General features: G+C 59.0%; 13 protein-coding genes. 4 read left to right on the top strand and 9 right to left on the bottom strand.

The genetic code is table 11. From position 1 onward, the window contains the following. Nucleotides 1-3 precede the first annotated feature (3 nt). The 6 genes from N018_RS16215 to N018_RS16190 form a co-directional block, all read right to left on the bottom strand. Nucleotides 4-1,317 (bottom strand): cellulase family glycosylhydrolase, encoded by a 1,314-nt coding sequence (locus tag N018_RS16215; protein WP_025390209.1) that lies wholly within the window; start codon nt 1,315-1,317, stop codon nt 4-6. A gap of 1 nt (nt 1,318) precedes the next feature. Then, nucleotides 1,319-2,497 (bottom strand): glycosyltransferase, encoded by a 1,179-nt coding sequence (locus N018_RS16210; protein ID WP_025390208.1) that lies wholly within the window; start codon nt 2,495-2,497, stop codon nt 1,319-1,321. Further along, a complete protein-coding gene (locus N018_RS16205; protein ID WP_024644050.1) occupies nt 2,497-4,488 on the bottom strand; it encodes a GumC family protein in 1,992 nt (663 codons plus the stop codon). Before N018_RS16205 ends, N018_RS16210 begins: the two co-directional genes overlap by 1 nt. 17 nt (nt 4,489-4,505) lie before the next feature. Continuing rightward, nucleotides 4,506-5,282 carry a polysaccharide biosynthesis/export family protein gene (locus tag N018_RS16200; protein WP_024644051.1) on the bottom strand — a complete coding sequence of 259 codons (777 nt, stop codon included), beginning with the start codon at nt 5,280-5,282 and terminating at the stop codon, nt 4,506-4,508. Nucleotides 5,283-5,354: 72 nt separating this feature from the next. Then, nucleotides 5,355-6,812 (bottom strand): mannose-1-phosphate guanylyltransferase/mannose-6-phosphate isomerase, encoded by a 1,458-nt coding sequence (locus N018_RS16195; RefSeq protein WP_024644052.1) that lies wholly within the window; start codon nt 6,810-6,812, stop codon nt 5,355-5,357. Continuing rightward, entirely contained in the window at nt 6,812-8,248 is a 1,437-nt protein-coding gene (locus N018_RS16190) for an undecaprenyl-phosphate glucose phosphotransferase (RefSeq protein WP_024644053.1), read from the bottom strand. The genes N018_RS16195 and N018_RS16190 overlap by 1 nt, the downstream gene beginning before the upstream one ends. Before the next feature lie 524 nt (nt 8,249-8,772). On the opposite strand from N018_RS16190, the gene yegS reads away from it, so the two are divergent. Next, nucleotides 8,773-9,693 carry a lipid kinase YegS gene (gene yegS / locus N018_RS16185; RefSeq protein WP_024644054.1) on the top strand — a complete coding sequence of 307 codons (921 nt, stop codon included), beginning with the start codon at nt 8,773-8,775 and terminating at the stop codon, nt 9,691-9,693. On the opposite strand, the gene N018_RS16180 is transcribed toward yegS, so the two are convergent. Together N018_RS16180 and N018_RS16175 are read right to left on the bottom strand one after the other, a co-directional pair. Next, nucleotides 9,677-10,339, bottom strand: a complete 663-nt coding sequence (locus tag N018_RS16180; protein WP_025390207.1) for a response regulator — start codon at nt 10,337-10,339, stop codon at nt 9,677-9,679. The genes yegS and N018_RS16180 overlap by 17 nt on opposite strands. 200 nt (nt 10,340-10,539) lie before the next feature. After that, nucleotides 10,540-10,971, bottom strand: a complete 432-nt coding sequence (locus N018_RS16175; protein WP_025390206.1) for a hypothetical protein — start codon at nt 10,969-10,971, stop codon at nt 10,540-10,542. A 569-nt stretch (nt 10,972-11,540) separates the two neighbouring features. Between N018_RS16175 and N018_RS16170 the strand changes: the two genes are divergently transcribed. Both N018_RS16170 and N018_RS16165 read left to right on the top strand, forming a co-directional pair. Next, nucleotides 11,541-12,467: a chemotaxis protein CheV gene (locus tag N018_RS16170; RefSeq protein WP_024644057.1), complete on the top strand. Its 927-nt coding sequence runs from the start codon at nt 11,541-11,543 to the stop codon at nt 12,465-12,467. 102 nt (nt 12,468-12,569) lie between these two features. Beyond that, entirely contained in the window at nt 12,570-13,379 is an 810-nt protein-coding gene (locus N018_RS16165; RefSeq protein ID WP_025390205.1) for an MOSC domain-containing protein, read from the top strand. 60 nt (nt 13,380-13,439) lie between these two features. Here the strand turns inward: N018_RS16165 and N018_RS16160 are convergent, their stop codons facing one another. Then, nucleotides 13,440-15,368 carry a transglycosylase SLT domain-containing protein gene (locus tag N018_RS16160; protein ID WP_024644059.1) on the bottom strand — a complete coding sequence of 643 codons (1,929 nt, stop codon included), beginning with the start codon at nt 15,366-15,368 and terminating at the stop codon, nt 13,440-13,442. Nucleotides 15,369-15,572: 204 nt separating this feature from the next. On the opposite strand from N018_RS16160, the gene N018_RS16155 reads away from it, so the two are divergent. Then, on the top strand, nt 15,573-17,483 hold the full coding sequence (locus tag N018_RS16155; RefSeq protein ID WP_024644060.1) for an ATP-binding cassette domain-containing protein: 1,911 nt from the start codon (nt 15,573-15,575) through the stop codon (nt 17,481-17,483). Nucleotides 17,484-17,531: the final 48 nt, after the last annotated feature.

Below are 17,531 nucleotides of genomic sequence, written 5' to 3'. Positions count from 1 at the left end.
GAATCAGGGTTTCCATTCCAGAATCTGTAACGTCGGCTTGAGCAGCAACGTAATGCCCTCGCTGCCGGACAGCGGGATACTTCCGCCAGTGAGTGGGTTATGCAATACGGCGGCCTTGATGTCCGGAAAGGTCAGCGAGGTGCCGGCGGCGCTCCAGAACATCAGCAGGCGCGTGCCGTCGGCGCGGCTCCATGGCACGGCATACAGATCGTCCGGCACACGGTTCACGGCAGGCGCATCGGCAGGCAGCAAACGTGGGCCAGTGATGGTCAAAAAGTTTTGTAATGCGGTGTAGACCGGCTTCGGGTTGGCTTGCAGATCAAGCAAGCCGTAGCCCTGGTCGCGGGCCGAGGCGCGTTCATCGAGGTCGCTGAGGTTGAAAATAAAGATCCGCTGAAAGTCCATCGCGCTCATCAGTGCCAAGCGTCGCAGCGTGAAGTCGGCTTGACCGTCGGTGCCGATCAGGTGCTGCATTTCCACCGGCCCGGCGTAGCTTGACCAGCCCCATTCGGTGGCCCACACCTGAGTGACGCCGTTGCCGTGCAGCAGGTTGTTCATGGCGTTGGTGCGCACCAGAAAATCCCGGTCGGGCACCGAGTCGCCTTCGGGGTACTCGGAGTACGGGTGGTAGGCGGCGACGATATTCTGTTTGCCAAGACCGTTGTCGATCAGGGTCTGCAACATGTAGCCCGAGGTGCTGTGCATCTGGCTGTAATAGGCCATGCCAGCGGTGACGATGGTCTTGTCTGGCAGCACAGCGCGAATCGCGTCGGCGGTAGTGGTCAGCAATCGACCGTAGCCTGCCGGATCTTCCTTGGGCAGCCAGATGATGTTCGGTTCGTTCCACACCTGCCAGTTGCCGACCTGCGCATAGCGCTGGGCGAGGGCGGTCATGCGTGCGGCGAAGACGTTGAAGTCCTTGGGCGGGTACTGATCGCGGCTCGCCGCGTCGGCCGGTGCGCTGCTGGCGAAGGGCGCCGAGCCGACCAGATACGCCAGCGTGTTGTACTGGCGGGTCTTGATGGCCGCCATCGCAGCATCCAGCTCTTTCAGCGCGTATTGATCCTTCCTGGGCTCGATGATCGGCCAGTGGATGGTCAGCCGCACCCAGTTCAGGCCCAATTCGTCGAGACGGTTCATCTGCTGCTGATAGATGTCCGGAGCAAAGTACTGGAACTGTACGTTAACGCCCAGAAAATCCTTCCAGACCACCTCGCGAGGCGCTTTCAGGACGGTCGCTGCCTGAACCGCGCAGCTCAGCATCGCGGTCATCAGCGTTGCGGTGAGGGTCTGTCGGAATCTGGACGAACGTTGCATGTCATTTCACCTCGCAGGCCTGTAGGAACACATCCCGAAAACGTTCAGCGGTGTGGCTCCAGACCCGGGACTTACCCATGTCCAGCGCCTTTTCCGCCCATTGCACCACCAGATCCGGCGTCGCGCAGACGTGCGTCAGTGCGTTCGCCAGGCCCTCGACGTCGCCTTGTGGGTAGATCATGCCGTTGCCGTGTGAGACCTCTTCGGCAAACGACCGGGCGTCCGAGGTAATCACGCCGCGTCCACAGGCAACCGCCCAGGACAGGGCGCCGCTGGTGCCGCGCAACTGGCCGAGAATCTTCAGTTTGCTTGATTCACGATAGGGCAAAACCATCACATGATGTGCCTGAATCACCTGCGGGATCTGTTCGGCCGGCAAGTCCAGTTGCCAGTCCACGAGGTCAGTCAGGCCCAGCCGACGAATGTGCAACCGCAACTGTTCCAGATAGCTGCCAGACGGGCCGAAGGCCATTTCCGGTTCGCTGCCGCCTGCGAGCGTAAGGCGCACGGTCGAGCGCAGCGCTGGCTGAGCGGTGAATACGCTGGCCAGCGCATCGAGCAGGTCTTCGATGCCCTTGCCGCGATAGATAAAGCCAAAGTACAGCAGACGCAGCGGTTTCAACTGCGGCAGGGGCATGGGTTCAATAGCGACGTTGCCGTGGTTGATCACCACCATTTGCTCTGGCTTGAGACCCATGCGCTGCCTGAGGCTGCGACTGCCGGCCTGGGTCAGGGTGATCAGGCGAGTCATGTGCCGGGCCAGTTGCCGTTCCTCGTGCAGGCATAATGGATCGGCGAGCACCGTGGCGATTTCCGGCAGCGGCGAACGCATGCCACTGGCGATGGACAGCGGCCAGGGCAGCTTTTCCCGGCGCCAGACCAACCGCTCGGGGTCATGAATGGTGGCGGTCAATGGCAGCTTTGAAAAGCGCCGACGCAACGCGCGCAGCGCCTGAAACTCTGCGAGCCGCCCGCCACCCAGCTCGGCATGCACCAGATCAATGCCGCTCCAGTCGGTTTCGCTCACTCGCTGTTCGGCCGCCCCAGGGTCGTTGCCGATCCCTTGCAGCGGCGTGCTGATCTGCACACCGAGGCCTTCCAATGCCTGACGAAGGTGCCCGGCATAGTCGGCGATACCGTTCTGTTCAGGTGGCAGCGGGGCCAGCAGGGCAATGTGCATCAGACTCGGCTCCCGATACGTTTCAGGAACTTCAGGACCCGCTCCGGCACTTCGAAGCGGCGGCGATTGACAATGATGCCGTCGACTTTCTTGAAAGCAGTATTAAGGTTGTTCAACGTATCTTCGAGCATCGGTACGGTGGTTTCCTGAGCACGCACCACCAGCACGATCAGGTCAGCTTTGCGCAGCAGCACGAAGGCGTCCTGATTGGCGGCCAGTGCCGAGGCATTGATCAGTAAGATTTCGCCCGGGCTGGCCGGACCGCGACCTTCGGTGCGCACCCGATGGCCCTGTTCGGTCAACAGGGTGCTCAGCCGTTCGATCACGAATGACACGCCCGCGCCGGATTTGACCGAGGTGAAACCGATGGTAAGCCCGCGCTCATCGACCTGATCCAGCGGCAGAATGCCGTACACCCGGTGCAGGTTGGAGGTGAAGGCGGCACTGCGTTCCTGCGCCCGCTCCAAGTCCGGCAGGCTGGTCCAGACAGGCACGCCGAAGCTGCTTTCGATCTTGTCGCCGTCATGAATGCGCTGGTCGAGCAGGTAGAAGAAGTACAGCGCCAGAGCGCCCACCACCATGCTCAGGGGAATGGCCAACAGTAGCATCAGCAGGCTTTTCGGAAACACCCGGCTTGGATTGAAGGTCGCCTCTTCGATGGTCGCGATGTTGCTGATTTGGCTGTTGTCCAGTTCGCGGTCGATACGCGACTTTTCCAGGCTGTCCTTGTACAGCGCGTAGCTTTTCTCTGACGCATCCAGTTCGTTCTGCAGACGAGAGAGCTCCGGCTCCAGGTTCAATGCTTGCTGACGGTCACTTTCCAGTTGCGCAATCTGTGCGTTCTGCTGGGCAAACTGGGTCTGCAGGCGGGCGTAACTGGTCTGCTGGTCGGCATACACGTTCTGCATGCGGTTGTAGATCGGATTGGGCGTGATGCTTTCCGAGCGCTGGACGGTCGCATCCTGTTCGTTGAGCAGTTTCTTCAGGTTGACGATTTCTTCATTGACCGCACGGATCGGCGGCGCCTGTTCCTTGAACGAGCGCAACATTTCCTGGCGTTCCACTTCCTTGCCGTTGATGCGGTTCTGCAAGTCCTGGCGATTGGGATTGAGCGCAAGCTCGCGTCCGGCCGAAACCGTCTTGGGCTGCTCGGCCAGTTGTTTTTTAAGCAGGTCCAGGCCTGCCTTGGTCGAGGCGATCGAGCGAACGGTATTATTACGCTCGGTGCGCAGGTCGTTGAGCCCCTGCGATATGTCTGCCAGGCGCTGGGAAATGCTGACAGCGCTCAGTTGGTTAAGGTAGTTCTGAATCTGCTTCTTGTACTCGATGATGTTCTCGGCGGTGGTTTTCACTTCCGACTCGTAGAACGCATACAGGCTGACCCGGCCCAGGGTTTTGGTGCGCTGTAACTGATACTCCTCGACCCATGTCCTGAGCACGGTCTGTGCGGTACTCGGGTCGTTCCAGGTGAAAGTCAGTTCCATCACCGACGAACCCGGCTCATGGCTCACCTTGAAGTTTTTCCCCAGGTCTTCAGCCAGCCGCTCGGATTGCGAGCGTTTTTCTACCAGGCCGATGAAGTGCAGAACGCTGCGCACGCCTTCGACGATTCCGCCAACGACCGTTTTGAGGCCATTCTTCACCGATGCCAGCACACCGGTTTCGGGTTGGGCCATGGACAGTTCGGCCAGGTATTTTTCGGACACGGCACGCATGATCGGTCGCCCGGTCAGCATGCGCTCCTCATCCAGCAATGGATCGCGCAGGCTACTGGGCAGCACGATGGCCTGGCGGTCGGACAGCTCGATCGGTACGGTGCTGCTGTCACGGCCGGGCTTGACCAACAACAGCGCGGTCGACTCATAGCGGTTCGGGAGCAGAAACGCGCCCAGCAGAATGATGACGAAGGTCGCCAGCACAGTGATCTTGACTTCGCGCTTGAAGATGAAGAACAGGCGCAGCAAGTCGCGGAATGAACGGATGTTGATCATGTCTGTTTCCCTGACAATTAATTGTTGTTGCGCAGCTCGTAGTTCAAGCCAAGGCCGATCGACTTCGCAAAGGGAATCAGCTGGTTGAAATACAGGGAAACACCGTCAACCTTGTTGCCGACCGATGATTTGGGAACGAACACGATGTCGCCACGCTTCAACAGCACCGGTGCCGTGGGGCCTCCTGCGCCTGCCCAGAGGAGCTTGCTGTAGTCGAAGAGGTAGGTTTTGTAGAGCCCGTTTTCCTCCTGACGCAGTAACGCGACCTGACCGGCATCCGCATCCAGCGCTACGCCTCCGGCCCCGACGATGGCCTGCTCCAGGTTAGTGGCGATGCTGGTGGACAGGGTGACCGAGTTGACCACGGCACCGCCCACAAACACGGTATTTCCCGGAGATTGGGAAATATTGATGGTCAATGCCGTCTCGCGGTAGACATTCTGCAGTTTGCTTTCCAGCAGGCTGTTGAGCTGTGGCAGCGTAAGGCCCGCAGCCTTGACAGTGCCGATGTACGGGTAGGAGAACGTGCCGTCGTTGAGGACCTGAAACAGCGTCAGCTCATAGATGGAGTTGGCCGTGAACGCTGAAATAGAAGGCGCCTCGCCACTGTTGCGCACGATCCTTAGCGTGTCGCCGGCACGAATCCGCTCCGGTGGCAAAGGCTTGCCGGCCAGCGCCCGGCCCGCCGCCTGACTGGCCTCGATCTGCGCACGATCATCGGGCAGGCCGATTCTCGAAGGGGTGTTGCACGCACTTAACAGCAATAAGCTGGCGATCAGCATCATGCTCTTCATTGTTCCTGAACTCCTGTCATGCACAAATACGGCTCCCTTGCGGGTAATAAATTCATGGTGGCGGGGTGCTGCTCAGCGCTTTGCAGCCTGCTCGGGTACACGTCCGTAAATGTCGGTGAAGCGCACGATGTCATCCTCGCCCAGATACTCGCCGCTCTGGACTTCGATCATGACCAGGTCGATCACGCCCGGGTTGACCAGCCGATGGGTAAAACCCGGTTTGATGAACGTCGATTCGTTGGTGTCGAGCATGAATTCGCGCTCGCCATTGGTCACCGTGGCCATGCCACTGACAACGATCCAGTGTTCGCTGCGGTGATGGTGCATCTGCAGTGACAGGGACGCCTGCGGGCGAACCACAATCCTCTTGATCTTGAACCGCTTGCCTTCTTCGAGCACGGTGTAGGTGCCCCAGGGCCGAGTGACGGTGCGGTGCAGACGATAGGCATCGTGCCCTTGACGCTTGAGTTCCTGAGCAATGATTTTTACGTCCTGACTGCGTCCGCCGTCCGCGATCAACAAGGCGTCCGGGGTGTCGATGATGATCAGGTTATCGAGACCTATGGCGCCCACCAGCCGCTTCGGCGAGTCGATGTAGCAATTAGTGACATCGTGCAGCACTGTTTCGCCATTGCACTGGTTGCCGTGCGCATCGGCGGCGGTCAGTTCACGTACCGCTTTCCAGGAACCGATGTCGCTCCAGCCGAGGTCGCACGGCACGACGGCGACTTTCCCGGAACGCTCCATCAGCGCGTAATCGATGGAAATGTCCGGTACGAGGCCAAACGCGTCGCTGTCCAGCTCGATTTGCAGTTCGCGATTACCTTCCTTGCGCTGGCTTGATTCCAGACAGGCCAGCACTGCGCTCAACACGTCAGGGGCATGGGTTTTAAATTCGCGCAACACGGCGTCGGCGCGCATGCAGAACATCCCGGCATTCCAAAGGTGCTGTCCGCCATCCAGCCAGGCCTGAGCGGTGGCTGCGTCAGGTTTCTCCACAAAACGGGCAACCTGACAGCCATCTGCGTTGAGCGCCTGACCTTTCTCTATATAACCGAAGCCGGTTTCCGGCGAGCTTGGCACGATGCCAAAGGTGACCAGCCAACCGTCGGCGGCCAGTTGCTGCGCGGCGGCCACTGCGCTGGAAAATGCATCGAGGTGGGTAATCAGATGATCGGCAGGCAACACCAGCAATTGCGCATCCTCGCCATATTGCTGGCTGACGTGCAGGGCCGCGGCGGCCACAGCGGCGGCAGTATTGCGCCCGAAGGGTTCGAGGATGAAATCCAGACGTGCTTTGCCTTTGTTGAGCTGGCGATAGTCATCCACGGTGCGGAAATATACTTCCCGGTTGGTGACGGTCAGCAGGCGATCGACGCCAGGCAGGCCGACTGCGCGCCGGAAGGTTTTCTGTAACAGGCTTTCACCGTCCGGAAGACGCATGAACGGCTTCGGCATGGCTTCGCGCGAGACTGGCCAAAGACGGGTGCCGGAGCCACCGGCGATGATGCAGGGAATGAGGGTGCTCATCAGTAAGCCTCGCGGGTGAAGATCACTGCCGGAACAGTGCGCATAAGGATGTACAGGTCGAACCAGACGGACCAGTTTTCGATGTACTCGAGATCGAACTCGACGCGTTTTTCGATTTTTTCCACGGTGTCTGTTTCACCCCGGTAGCCATTGATCTGCGCCAGCCCGGTGATACCGGGTTTGACGCGATGGCGCGACGTGTACTCCTTCACCGCCTGTTCGAACAGAATGCCTGCCGCCTTGGTCGCGGTCGCATGCGGACGCGGCCCGACCATCGACATGCTGCCGGCGACCACGTTGAACAACTGGGGCAATTCATCCAGGCTGGTCTTGCGAATAAAGCGGCCAACCCGGGTGATTCTGGCGTCGCCGCGTGTGGTCTGTTGTTCGGCGGTCGCATCGGCCTGGTGTTGATGCATGGAGCGGAACTTGAACACTTCGATCAGCCGATTGTTGTAGCCATAGCGTTTCTGGCGAAACAGCACCGGGCCCTGCGAGTCGAGTTTGATTGCCAGCGCCACCAGCAGCATGACCGGCGATAACGCCAGCAATGCCAGCGAAGACAGGACGATGTCCTCGGCCCGCTTGATGAACGGCGACCAGCCATTGAGCGGCACGTCCGAGGCATTGAACATCGGCAGCCTGGCGACTTCGGTGATGCGGTTGTGGGTATGCCGAAAGGCAATCATGTCGGGCACCAGCAGCACGTTCACCGGCAGCCTGCGCAACTCGCGAATGATGTAGTCCATGCGGTTTTCCGCCGTCCAGGGCAGGGCGACCAGTACCTGGGTGACTTTCTCTTCGCGAATCAGCCGCTCCAGATCGCTGGTGTTGCCCAGCATGGGCAGATTGGCGACGGTCTTGGGCAGGCGCCCGATGCGGTCATCGATGAAACCGGTCACGCCCGAGCGAATGTCCTGGTGCTCAAGCAGGTACTCGGCCAGACGCTGGCCGTTTTCCGTTGCGCCCAGAATCACCGCGTGTTGCAGGAACACGCCCTTGCGCATCTGGTGCTTGAACAGCATCAGCAGCAATAAACGAGTCACACCGAACAACGCGAGGCTGGTCAGGTACCAGATAATCAATTCTTCATTGGAAAGGTAGCCGAACATGCCCAGCGCCTGTTGCATGAACAGCAGCAGGCCGAATGCAGCAGACCAGGCCAGGGCCATCGTTCCCATGCGCAAGTCGTTGCTGAACAGGGCTTCGGAATAAACCCCCATGGCCTGGAACATCAGTACGCCGACAAAACCGAAGAACAACATGATCGCCAGGTAGCTCTCGGGCGCTTCCGGTCTGCTGTCCTTGGTCAGCAGCATGATCAGCAACCCAGGGAGCATGCAGGCGATGCCGTGGGTCAGGCGAATACCGAAGAGAAAGTACTCGACCAGGCTGGTGCGAGTGAGCGAAAGACTGTCAACCGGCTGTAACCTCATAAAACTTCTTCACTCCCTGTAAAACGTCCGGTTTCAGCTGCCTTCCGAGGCTTTCTGATCGTCTGCACGCAACGTCGGAAAAGAATCGTGGTGCTGATTTCGTTGAAGCGTAGTCATTGGTGTGTCGACGTGATGGCTAATTGGGACTGTCTTTTGTGAATAACACTTTGTATATGTCGTCCGTTTCCTGATTTTATTTAAGACTTTTCAATCGTTTGTGGATAAAAAAGCCCTCAAACGAGTGATTTCGTTGTCAGTAAAGCTCATGCAACGAAAAATGTTCGGCGAAACGTGTTTCATTCCTGACACACGTCCTCGTTTAGCCCATTTCTCCGTTGTCAGGCATCGCAATAGCGGGGCTTCAAGCCCGTTTGGCTGGTTGAAAAAATTTTCCTCGGGCGATGGGCTTTTTTCAGCTGGATGGGGTCACACTCATGCGCCGCGCAAAAGCGGTCGGGCGCTGACAGACAATGAAAAGAGCATTGCTCACCGGATTTCAGCTGCACGGTTCATCAGGAGGTGTCATGACACAACGCAGGGCAATGCTCATTCTTCACGGCAAGCAGTCAGTCAACGAAGACGTGCGTGATGCCGTCGCCGACAAGCGCCAACAAGGCTGGGAGCTGGACGTCAGGGTCACCTGGGAGGGCGGTGATGCAGCGCGTCTGGTCAACGAAGCGCTGGCCGCCGGGCATCGCCATATCGTGGCGGGTGGCGGCGACGGCACCTTGCGTGACATCGCCGAGGCACTGGCGCTAGCCAATGAGCCTGAGGCCAGCCTGACCATTCTGCCGCTAGGCACCGCCAACGATTTTGCCCGTGCTGCCGGTGTGTCGCTTGAGGTATCGCAAGCGCTGCGGCTCATGGATGTGGAGCCAAGTGCCGTTGATCTGGGGGAGGTGGGCGGCAAGCTGTTCCTGAACATGGCGACTGGCGGCTTCGGCAGTCAGGTCACCGCCAATACCTCGGAAGACCTGAAGAAAGTACTGGGCGGCGCGGCTTATCTGTTTACCGGCCTGACGCGTTTCAGTGAGCTGCATGCCGCGCATGGCGAACTTACCGGTCCTGATTTTCACTGGCGCGGCGACCTGCTGGCGTTGGGTATAGGCAACGGTCGGCAAGCGGGTGGCGGCCATGAACTTTGCCCGAATGCCCTGGCCGATGATGGTCTGCTCGACATCAGCATCCTGCCGGCGCCTCAAGAGGTCGTCGGTACGTTCAGGCGGCTGCTGGAAGGTGGTCTGGGCATCGACAACATGTTTATCCGGGCGCGCTTGCCCTGGGTAGAACTCAAGTCGGCTCAGGGGCTGGACATTAATCTCGACGGCGAGCCGTTGTCCGGTGAAGACCTGCGTTTTGTTGCCCGTCCGGGCGCGCTACGCATCCATTTGCCTTTGGATTCACCGTTATTGAGCCGCACCCCGCTGCTCAATCATCCAGACTGATGATCCGTTCGCGGACGCAAAACAGCACCAGGCCGGCGACATCGTAGATCTGCAAGCGCTTCATGATCTGCGAGCGATGGGTTTCGACAGTCTTGATGCTGAGCCCCAGGCCGCTGGCTATCTCCCGGGTGGATTTGCCGCGCACGATCAGGCGCAGGATTTCAAGCTGGCGGGCCGTGAGGTTGTACCGCTGTTTCGACGCCAGGCGCTTTTCGTGTTGTGTGGCACCGTGGGTGCGCTCGATCATGATGTGAGCAATTGCCGGGCTCAGATAGCGTTCGTTGTTGCGCACTGCGTCCAGAGCCTGTTCCAGGTCGGCGGCCGTGGCGTCCTTGAGCAGGTAGCCATGAGCACCTGCTTCCAGCGCACGCTGGATCATGGCCGGCTCGCTGCACATCGAAAGAATCAGAACCTTGCAGTGTGGATGCGCCTGTTGCAGTCCCCCCAGTACGCAGAGGCCGTCAACGTTTTTCATGCAGATGTCGAGCAGGATGATGTCAGGCTGGAGTCTCTGCGCAAGACTCGTCAACTGAGCGCAGTCGGTAGTTTCGCCAATGATGGCGTAGCCCGGAATGTTCGACACCAGCGCTCGCACACCGGCTCTGATCAGGACCTGGTCATCGACCAGTAACAGATTGCAGGTCATTGAGGCTCTTCGTGTAAATGGACCAGCTCATGCTGGCGAGAGGCCTCCCGCCAATACTGGCGGCAGCGTACGGAGCAATACTACCTCAGTGATACCGCTAGTCGATGTTCAACTGTCGGACACCGAATGACGCCCCTGCGACAGCTTGCCGAGCGACACGCAGTCGTGATGATCGATAGGGGGAGGGCGGCTGCGCTTGCTTACTGGCGGGTAGCATCTGCAGGAGAGGCAGGCGATCTGGACACGCTGGCAAGTTTTTCCAGCAGTTCGTGCTGTTCTTCGTTGTCCATTTTCAACTCCCCCGTGTTCGGGTCGAGCAACTCGACCTGCCATGAAATAAGTGTCAGGCAGTTTTTAACCGTCAACAATGCTTCCCGAGAGAGTTTGTGGGGCTGGCTGCCCGTCTCCAGGCGCTGGCACAGTTGTCTGGAGAAATCGGCAATGCAAGGCACCGAAGCGGCCTGGGCCTCTTGGGCAAGCTTGCGCAGGCTGGTCACGAGGCAGCCAATGGCATCCTCATCGTTGGAGATTAGCTCCAGATGCGCCAGGCATTCTTCGGACTTGTACAGAAGCGCCTGAGATGTACTCAGGAACTGGTCGTGTTTGTGCTGCCAATCGTTGCTGCTCAACATCCTTTGTCTCCACAGATCATGGATAGCAAACTTCCGCCCAAGGCGGATGGCAGACAGTTAATGTCGATTCCAAACGAAAGTCTGTAGGGCATTTCCGAATGTTGCAGATAACGGGAATATGGGTGTTTCATACGGGCAGCCCTGAGTAACTCGATTGCTTCACCGTTGTCGGCATCAGGCACTCAAGGGTCTGCTTGAGACTCAGCAGGTCCTGGGCGCCGTGCTACGAGGCCGTTCTATTGCGCGGACTGGAAAGATGCCACGGAGCTAATTCCATTCAGGCAATAGCAATACAGCCACGATAGTGGCAATCATATGTCGATCATATCAGGTGATCCCTGATTGACTTTTTAGGGCTCGTTGATATCCGGACAGCTTCGGGCTGGATTTTTCCGTCAGAAGTGCAGGATTTTTCAGACGTGGCAGTGCGCTGGCAGTGCGACACAAGTAAAGCATGATGTTAAAGTGATATCAATGCCTGAGCATGGCCTTTATCGCTATTAAGGTCCGGCCCTTTCAGCCGATACAGGTTCTACAGACTCATCATGACCATTGCTTCTGGAGCTAAAATGGCAGGCATTCTCGACACAGTAGATCAACGCACACAGCTGGTGGGCGAGAATCGCCTGGAAATTCTCATGTTTCGCCTTGCCGGTCGGCAATTGTTCGCGATCAACGTGTTCAAGGTCCAGGAAGTACTTCAGCTACCCAAGCTGACCCTCATGCCGCAACGTCACTCGTTCGTGTGCGGCGTGGTCAACCTGCGCGGCCAGACCCTCCCGGTGATTGATCTGTCGCAGGCCATCGGTATGCGTCCGCTGGTGCCGGGCCCCGGCAGCACCATCATCGTCACCGAATACAATCGCTCGGTGCAGGCATTCCTGGTCGGCGGCGTGGATCGCATCGTCAACATGAACTGGGACGCGATCATGCCGCCACCGGCCAGCGCCGGTCGCCAGCATTATCTGACCGCGATCAGTAAGGTCGACGATCAACTGGTCGAGATTATCGACGTTGAAAAAGTCCTCGCCGAAATCGTGCCTTACAACGCCAAGGTCTCCCGCGAAAAGCTCGAAGACCCGGTGCTGGAAAATGCCCGCGGCCGCGAAGTGCTGCTGGTTGACGACTCCAAGGTGGCGCTGGCTCAGTTGCGCGACACCCTTTCTCAACTGGGCTTGAAACTGCATGTGGCCAGCGATGGCCTCAAGGCATTGAACATGCTCAAGGCCTGGGCGGACGCTGGCGAAAACGTGCAGGAAAAACTGCTGATGGTCTTCACCGATGCGGAAATGCCGGAAATGGATGGCTATCGTTTGACGACCGAGATTCGTAGCGATCCGCGCCTGCGTGCGCTGTATATCGTGCTGCACACCTCGTTGTCCGGCAGTTTTAACGAATCGATGGTCAAGAAAGTGGGCTGCGACAATTTCCTTTCCAAATTCCAGCCCGACAAGCTGGTCGAGGTAGTGCGCGAACGTCTTCTGATGGTCATCTGAAGGCTTCCCGACCCACTCATCCAGGATGCCTGCCGGAACCGCTTCGTATAAGCTTTGATGCCTGCATCAAAGCTTATAGCGCCATTCAAGGAACCGGCCCTCATGTTACGTCTCAGCTCGCTCTATCGCTTCCCGCTCAAGTCCTGCAAGGCCGAGACGTTGCAACGTGCATCGTTTGACTCTATGGGGCTTGCCGGTGATCGACGCTGGATGCTGGTCGACGCAAGTAATGGCCGGTTCTTCACGCAGCGCGCGATTGCACATATGTCGCAGTTGTCCGTGCTGTGGAATGCCAGTGGCGGCGTGACCCTTTCTGCGCCCGGCTTCGAATCGCTGGATGTGGCGGTTCCGCTGGATGTCGATGCGAGTCTGCGTGGTGTGACGGTCTGGCGTGATTCCCTGCAAGTGCCGGATGCGGGTGAGGTGGCTGCCGAGTGGGTCAGTCGGTTCATCGGCAAGCCCACGCGCATGGTGTACATGCCTGTCGAACGCGCGCGCTGGATGCCTGGCGGCCATGGTCACGATGAGGGGCGGGTGAATTTCGCCGATGGTTTTCCGCTGTTGCTGATTGGTCAGGGCTCGCTCGATGACTTGTCCGCGCGCATGGGCAGGCCGATGGAGATGCTGCGTTTCAGGCCCAATCTGGTGATCGAAGGGGCCGAAGCCTTCGCTGAAGACGGCTGGAAGCGCATTCGTATCGGCGACATCGAGTTCCATCTGCTCAAGGCGTGCGCACGCTGCATTCTGACCACTATCGATCCGGCTACCGGCGAGCGCAGTGCGGATCGCGAGCCTTTCGCCACGCTCAAGACGTACCGGGAAGTAGAGGGCAACGTCATGTTCGGCCAGAACATGGTCAATGACGGGCCAGGAGAGATTGAAGTGGGGATGCCGGTCGAAGTGCTGGAATAGCACCGTTCATTGCGGGAAAGCACCCGGCTGGATGCTTTCTCTCACAGGTATCACCAGCGATCAGAGGTCGTCGAAGAAGCGTTCGTGCCAGTCCACCAGGGGCTGGGGTGAGTTGAGCTTCTGGCCGTAGATCACCGAGTAAGACAACACGTTCTGCACGTACTGCCGGGTTTCGTCGAATGGGATGCTTTCTACCCAGACATCGAAGGCCAGGTGGTTGGCGCCCTTCAGCCACTGCCGCACACGGCCGGGGCCTGCGTTGTACGCAGCCGAGGCGAGCACGCGGTTGCCGTTGAACTGCGCGTGTACCGAGCTCAGGTAGGCAGCGCCCAGCTGGATATTGGTGTCCGGGTCCAGTATCTGCTGAGGCGAGGCGAGCGGGATGCTGTATTTGCGCGCTGTTTCCTTGGCGGTGGCCGGCATCAATTGCATCAGGCCAGCAGCGCCGACACCCGAGCGGGCATCGTCCATGAACGCGCTTTCCTGTCGGGTAATTGCAAACACCCAGCTTGAATGCAGGCCCCGCACCCTGGCTTCGCGTACCAGTGTGTCGCGATGCGCCATCGGGAAGCGGATATCCAGATCGTCCCAGTATTGCGCCTGGCTTATGGTGCGGATCGCCGGGAAGTACCACTGCATGTCATAGGCCAGTTTGGCCTGGGCGACCATTTCGTCACGATTGAACAGGCGGCTGACGTGATACCACTCGCGTCGGCCGTTGACGATTTCGCCGCGATCATGAAACTCCAGCGCGCGACGCACGCCTGGCGTGTTGCGCACTTTGTTGATCAGTGCCTGGCTGAGCACCAGTGGCTTGTTATTGAGCTGGTATGGGCTCTGGGTGCGGTCAGCGGCCAGGAAACCGTAGAAGTCACGTTCCTTGGCGACATCCTTGTACAGCGCGGCAATCAGCGGGCTGTTCGGTTGCGCCAGCTCCAGCGAGCGGGCTTCCCAATAGCGCCAGCGATTGGTCGCTGCCAGATCCTTGGGCAGTCGGCGCGCCAGCTCGTAGGCGTCCTCCCAGCGACCCAGGCGCAGCAGCAGGCGCATACGCCACTCGGTGACCGTGTCGTCGCGCAGCTCTGGATCGTATTTGGTCATGACTTCAAGTGCACGGTCGTCGTAGCGACGGGCCAGGGTCAGGCCGATTTCCTTGGCAATCTCGACCTGCTCTTCGCGAGAGAAATGCATGGTTGCGGCATAGCCATCCAGCATCGACAGGGCTTTCTGCGGGTCCTGTTTGGCCAGACGGCGCAGGCCGAGACCGACCACGTCGGACATGGCTTCATCTACCGGGGCGAACTGCGAAGGGTTGTTGACCAGTTCCGGCTTTTGCGCGACAGCCAGTAGCAAGCGTCCCTGCGGAGCCAGCGAGTTGAGGCTGTTGACCAGCGTGTTGGCCAGGCTGTAGTTGCTCGCCTGGGCCGCCAGCTTGGCGCGCTGCCAGCGTTTCTGTTCAGTTAATTGGCCAGCTGCCGCCCACTGGGCGAAGAACCCGTCACAGGCGGCTGGCAATGTCTTGCCGGTCATCCAGAGCTTTTCAGCACTGGCATAGCCTTCGGCGCGCTTGTTGTTATTCAACTGGTACTGTCCGTACAGGCAGTCCAGTTCGACGAACTTCATCTTCGGGTCGTAATACTTGACGAAGGGTTGCCAGTCACCACGCTCTGCCAGCCAGCGCAACCAGCGCAGCTTCATCCAGTTGGCCTGCGGCAGGTCGCCATGTTCTGCCAGAAACCTCTCGATTTCGGCATTGCTCGCTGTTTTCAGGCGCGCGGTCAGCTCGTCGTATTCGAGATACGGCTCCAAAGGATAGTCGGCCAGCACAGTGCTGTACATCTGATAAGGGCCTGAATCACCCTTGGCCAGCGCGCGCTTTGCTTCGTCGTAATATTTGCGTTGTTGGTTGAGGTCTGCCGCATGAGCAGTCTGGACGGCGGTGGCGGAGAGGAGCAGGCACGATAAAAAGCTGAAAAAACGACTGCGCATGAGACTTCCGAGCAGATGAGTCGGTGAAAAGTACAGCTAGCTTAGCCTTTTGCCAGCTCTTGGTGAAAGCATTGCCTACAAGCTTGACTCATGTAGAAATAATTGGCGGTTATAAAGGTGTCTTGATGTCAATACAGGCGCCACGAAACCCGACATCCGCATGCTATCTCAGGTAGAATACGCGCCCGGTTTTTGGAGAAGCTCATGACCCTGCTCAAATTCAGCGATGTGTCCCTTGCTTTCGGCGCCATGCCGTTATTGGACAAGGTGTCCTGGCAGATCGCCCGTGGCGAGCGGGTGTGCATCATCGGCCGTAACGGCACAGGCAAATCCAGCATGTTGAAGCTGGTAAAAGGCGTTCAGAAGCCCGACGAAGGCGCTGTCTGGCGCGCGCCAGGCCTCAAGATCGGCGAATTGCCCCAGGAATTGCCGGTGGCCGACGAACGGACGGTGTTCGACGTGGTAGCCGAGGGGCTGGACGGCGTCGGTGCCTTGCTCGCTGAATATCATCATCTGGCACAGAACTGCGTGACCGAGGAAGACCTGAACAAGCTTATGCATGTTCAGCAGGACCTTGAAGCCCGCGACGGCTGGCGCCTGCAGCAACTGGTTGACAGCACCCTGAGCCGCTTGCAGTTGCCTGCCGACAAGACTCTCGCCGAATTGTCCGGCGGCTGGCGGCGTCGCGTTCTGCTGGCCCAGGCGCTGGTTTCCGAACCGGATCTGCTGCTGCTCGACGAACCGACCAACCACCTGGACATCGGTGCTATCGCCTGGCTTGAAGAAGCCCTCAAGGATTTCCAGGGTGCCGTGCTGTTCATCACGCACGACCGGGCATTCCTGCAAAACCTCGCCACCCGCATCCTGGAGCTGGACCGTGGTGGTTTGATCGACTGGAACGGCGATTACGCCAGCTTCCTGGTTCACAAGGAAGCCGCACTGGCCGCCGAAGAGACTGCCAACGCGCTCTTCGACAAGCGTCTGGCGCAGGAAGAGGTGTGGATTCGTCAGGGCATCAAGGCCCGCCGTACCCGTAACGAAGGTCGTGTGCGCGCGCTGAAAGAGCTGCGGGTAGAGCGCAGCGAGCGCCGTGAACGCACCGGCAAGGCCAACATTCAGCTGGACACTGCCGAGAAATCCGGCAAGCAGGTCATGATCCTTGAGAACGTCAGCTTCGCTCATCCGGGCGGGCCGACCCTGATCAAGGATTTCTCCATGGTCCTGCAGCGTGAAGACCGTATCGGTCTGCTCGGTGCCAACGGTACCGGCAAGACCACGTTGCTCAAGCTGATGCTCGACAATCTGCAGCCGACTGCCGGCAAGGTTGAGGTCGGTACGCGCCTTGACGTCGCTTACTTCGACCAATTGCGTCACCAGCTCGACCTGGAAAAAACAGTGATCGACAACGTTGCCGAAGGTCGCGATTTCATCGATATCGATGGCCAGAGCCGTCATGTGCTGAGCTACCTCGGTGACTTCCTGTTCAGCCCGCAGCGTGCCCGCACGCCGGTCAAGGCGCTGTCCGGTGGCGAGCGTGCCCGTCTGTTGCTGGCAAAACTGTTCAGCAAACCGGCCAACCTGCTGGTGCTCGACGAACCGACCAACGACCTCGATGTGGAAACGCTGGAGCTGCTCGAGGAAGTGCTGCTGACCTTCAAGGGCACTGTGTTGATGGTCAGTCACGACCGGGCATTCCTCGACAACGTCGTGACCAGTACCCTGGTGTTCGAAGGTGAAGGCAAGGTTCGCGAGTATGTGGGCGGTTATCAGGACTGGCTGCGTCAGGGCGGTTCGCCGCGTCTGCTGGGCGTTGCCGACACCAAGTCAGGCAAGGCCGAGTTGGCCAGCGCAGTGGTCCAGGCGGCTCCGGTAGCTGCGCAGGACATGCCGGTGGCAAAAAAGAAACTCAGCTACAAGCATCAGCGCGAGCTGGAAGCCCTGCCGGCACAGATCGATGAAGTGGAAGGGAAGATGGCTGCCCTGAATGCGGAAATGGCCGAGCCGGATTTCTACCAGCGTTCGGCCGAGCAGACGGCAGCGGTACTGGCGCAGCTGGAAAACCTCCAGGCTGAACTGGATACGCTGCTGGAACGTTGGGCCGAGCTGGACGAGTAATCGTTCACGGCGTCGACGAGATGCAAAAAAGCCCGGGTGACCGGGCTT

It is taken from the genome of Pseudomonas syringae CC1557, from assembly GCF_000452705.1.
GTDB classification, from domain to species: domain Bacteria; phylum Pseudomonadota; class Gammaproteobacteria; order Pseudomonadales; family Pseudomonadaceae; genus Aquipseudomonas; species Aquipseudomonas syringae_F.
The sequence above is the reverse complement of the archived record's forward strand: the minus strand, read 5'-3'. Positions and strand labels throughout refer to the sequence as shown.

Bases quoted from the DNA above. Each gene is read 5' to 3' on its own strand.
- N018_RS16175 (WP_025390206.1), bottom strand. From the start codon at position 10,971: ATGTTGAGCAGCAACGATTGGCAGCACAAACACGACCAGTTCCTGAGT.
- N018_RS16215 (WP_025390209.1), bottom strand. From the start codon at position 1,317: ATGCAACGTTCGTCCAGATTCCGACAGACCCTCACCGCAACGCTGATG.
- N018_RS16165 (WP_025390205.1), top strand. From the start codon at position 12,570: ATGTTACGTCTCAGCTCGCTCTATCGCTTCCCGCTCAAGTCCTGCAAG.
- N018_RS16155 (WP_024644060.1), top strand. From the start codon at position 15,573: ATGACCCTGCTCAAATTCAGCGATGTGTCCCTTGCTTTCGGCGCCATG.
- N018_RS16190 (WP_024644053.1), bottom strand. From the start codon at position 8,248: ATGAGGTTACAGCCGGTTGACAGTCTTTCGCTCACTCGCACCAGCCTG.
- N018_RS16210 (WP_025390208.1), bottom strand. From the start codon at position 2,497: ATGCACATTGCCCTGCTGGCCCCGCTGCCACCTGAACAGAACGGTATC.
- N018_RS16195 (WP_024644052.1), bottom strand. From the start codon at position 6,812: ATGAGCACCCTCATTCCCTGCATCATCGCCGGTGGCTCCGGCACCCGT.
- N018_RS16170 (WP_024644057.1), top strand. From the start codon at position 11,541: ATGGCAGGCATTCTCGACACAGTAGATCAACGCACACAGCTGGTGGGC.
- N018_RS16160 (WP_024644059.1), bottom strand. From the start codon at position 15,368: ATGCGCAGTCGTTTTTTCAGCTTTTTATCGTGCCTGCTCCTCTCCGCC.
- N018_RS16200 (WP_024644051.1), bottom strand. From the start codon at position 5,282: ATGAAGAGCATGATGCTGATCGCCAGCTTATTGCTGTTAAGTGCGTGC.
- yegS (WP_024644054.1), top strand. From the start codon at position 8,773: ATGACACAACGCAGGGCAATGCTCATTCTTCACGGCAAGCAGTCAGTC.
- N018_RS16180 (WP_025390207.1), bottom strand. From the start codon at position 10,339: ATGACCTGCAATCTGTTACTGGTCGATGACCAGGTCCTGATCAGAGCC.
- N018_RS16205 (WP_024644050.1), bottom strand. From the start codon at position 4,488: ATGATCAACATCCGTTCATTCCGCGACTTGCTGCGCCTGTTCTTCATC.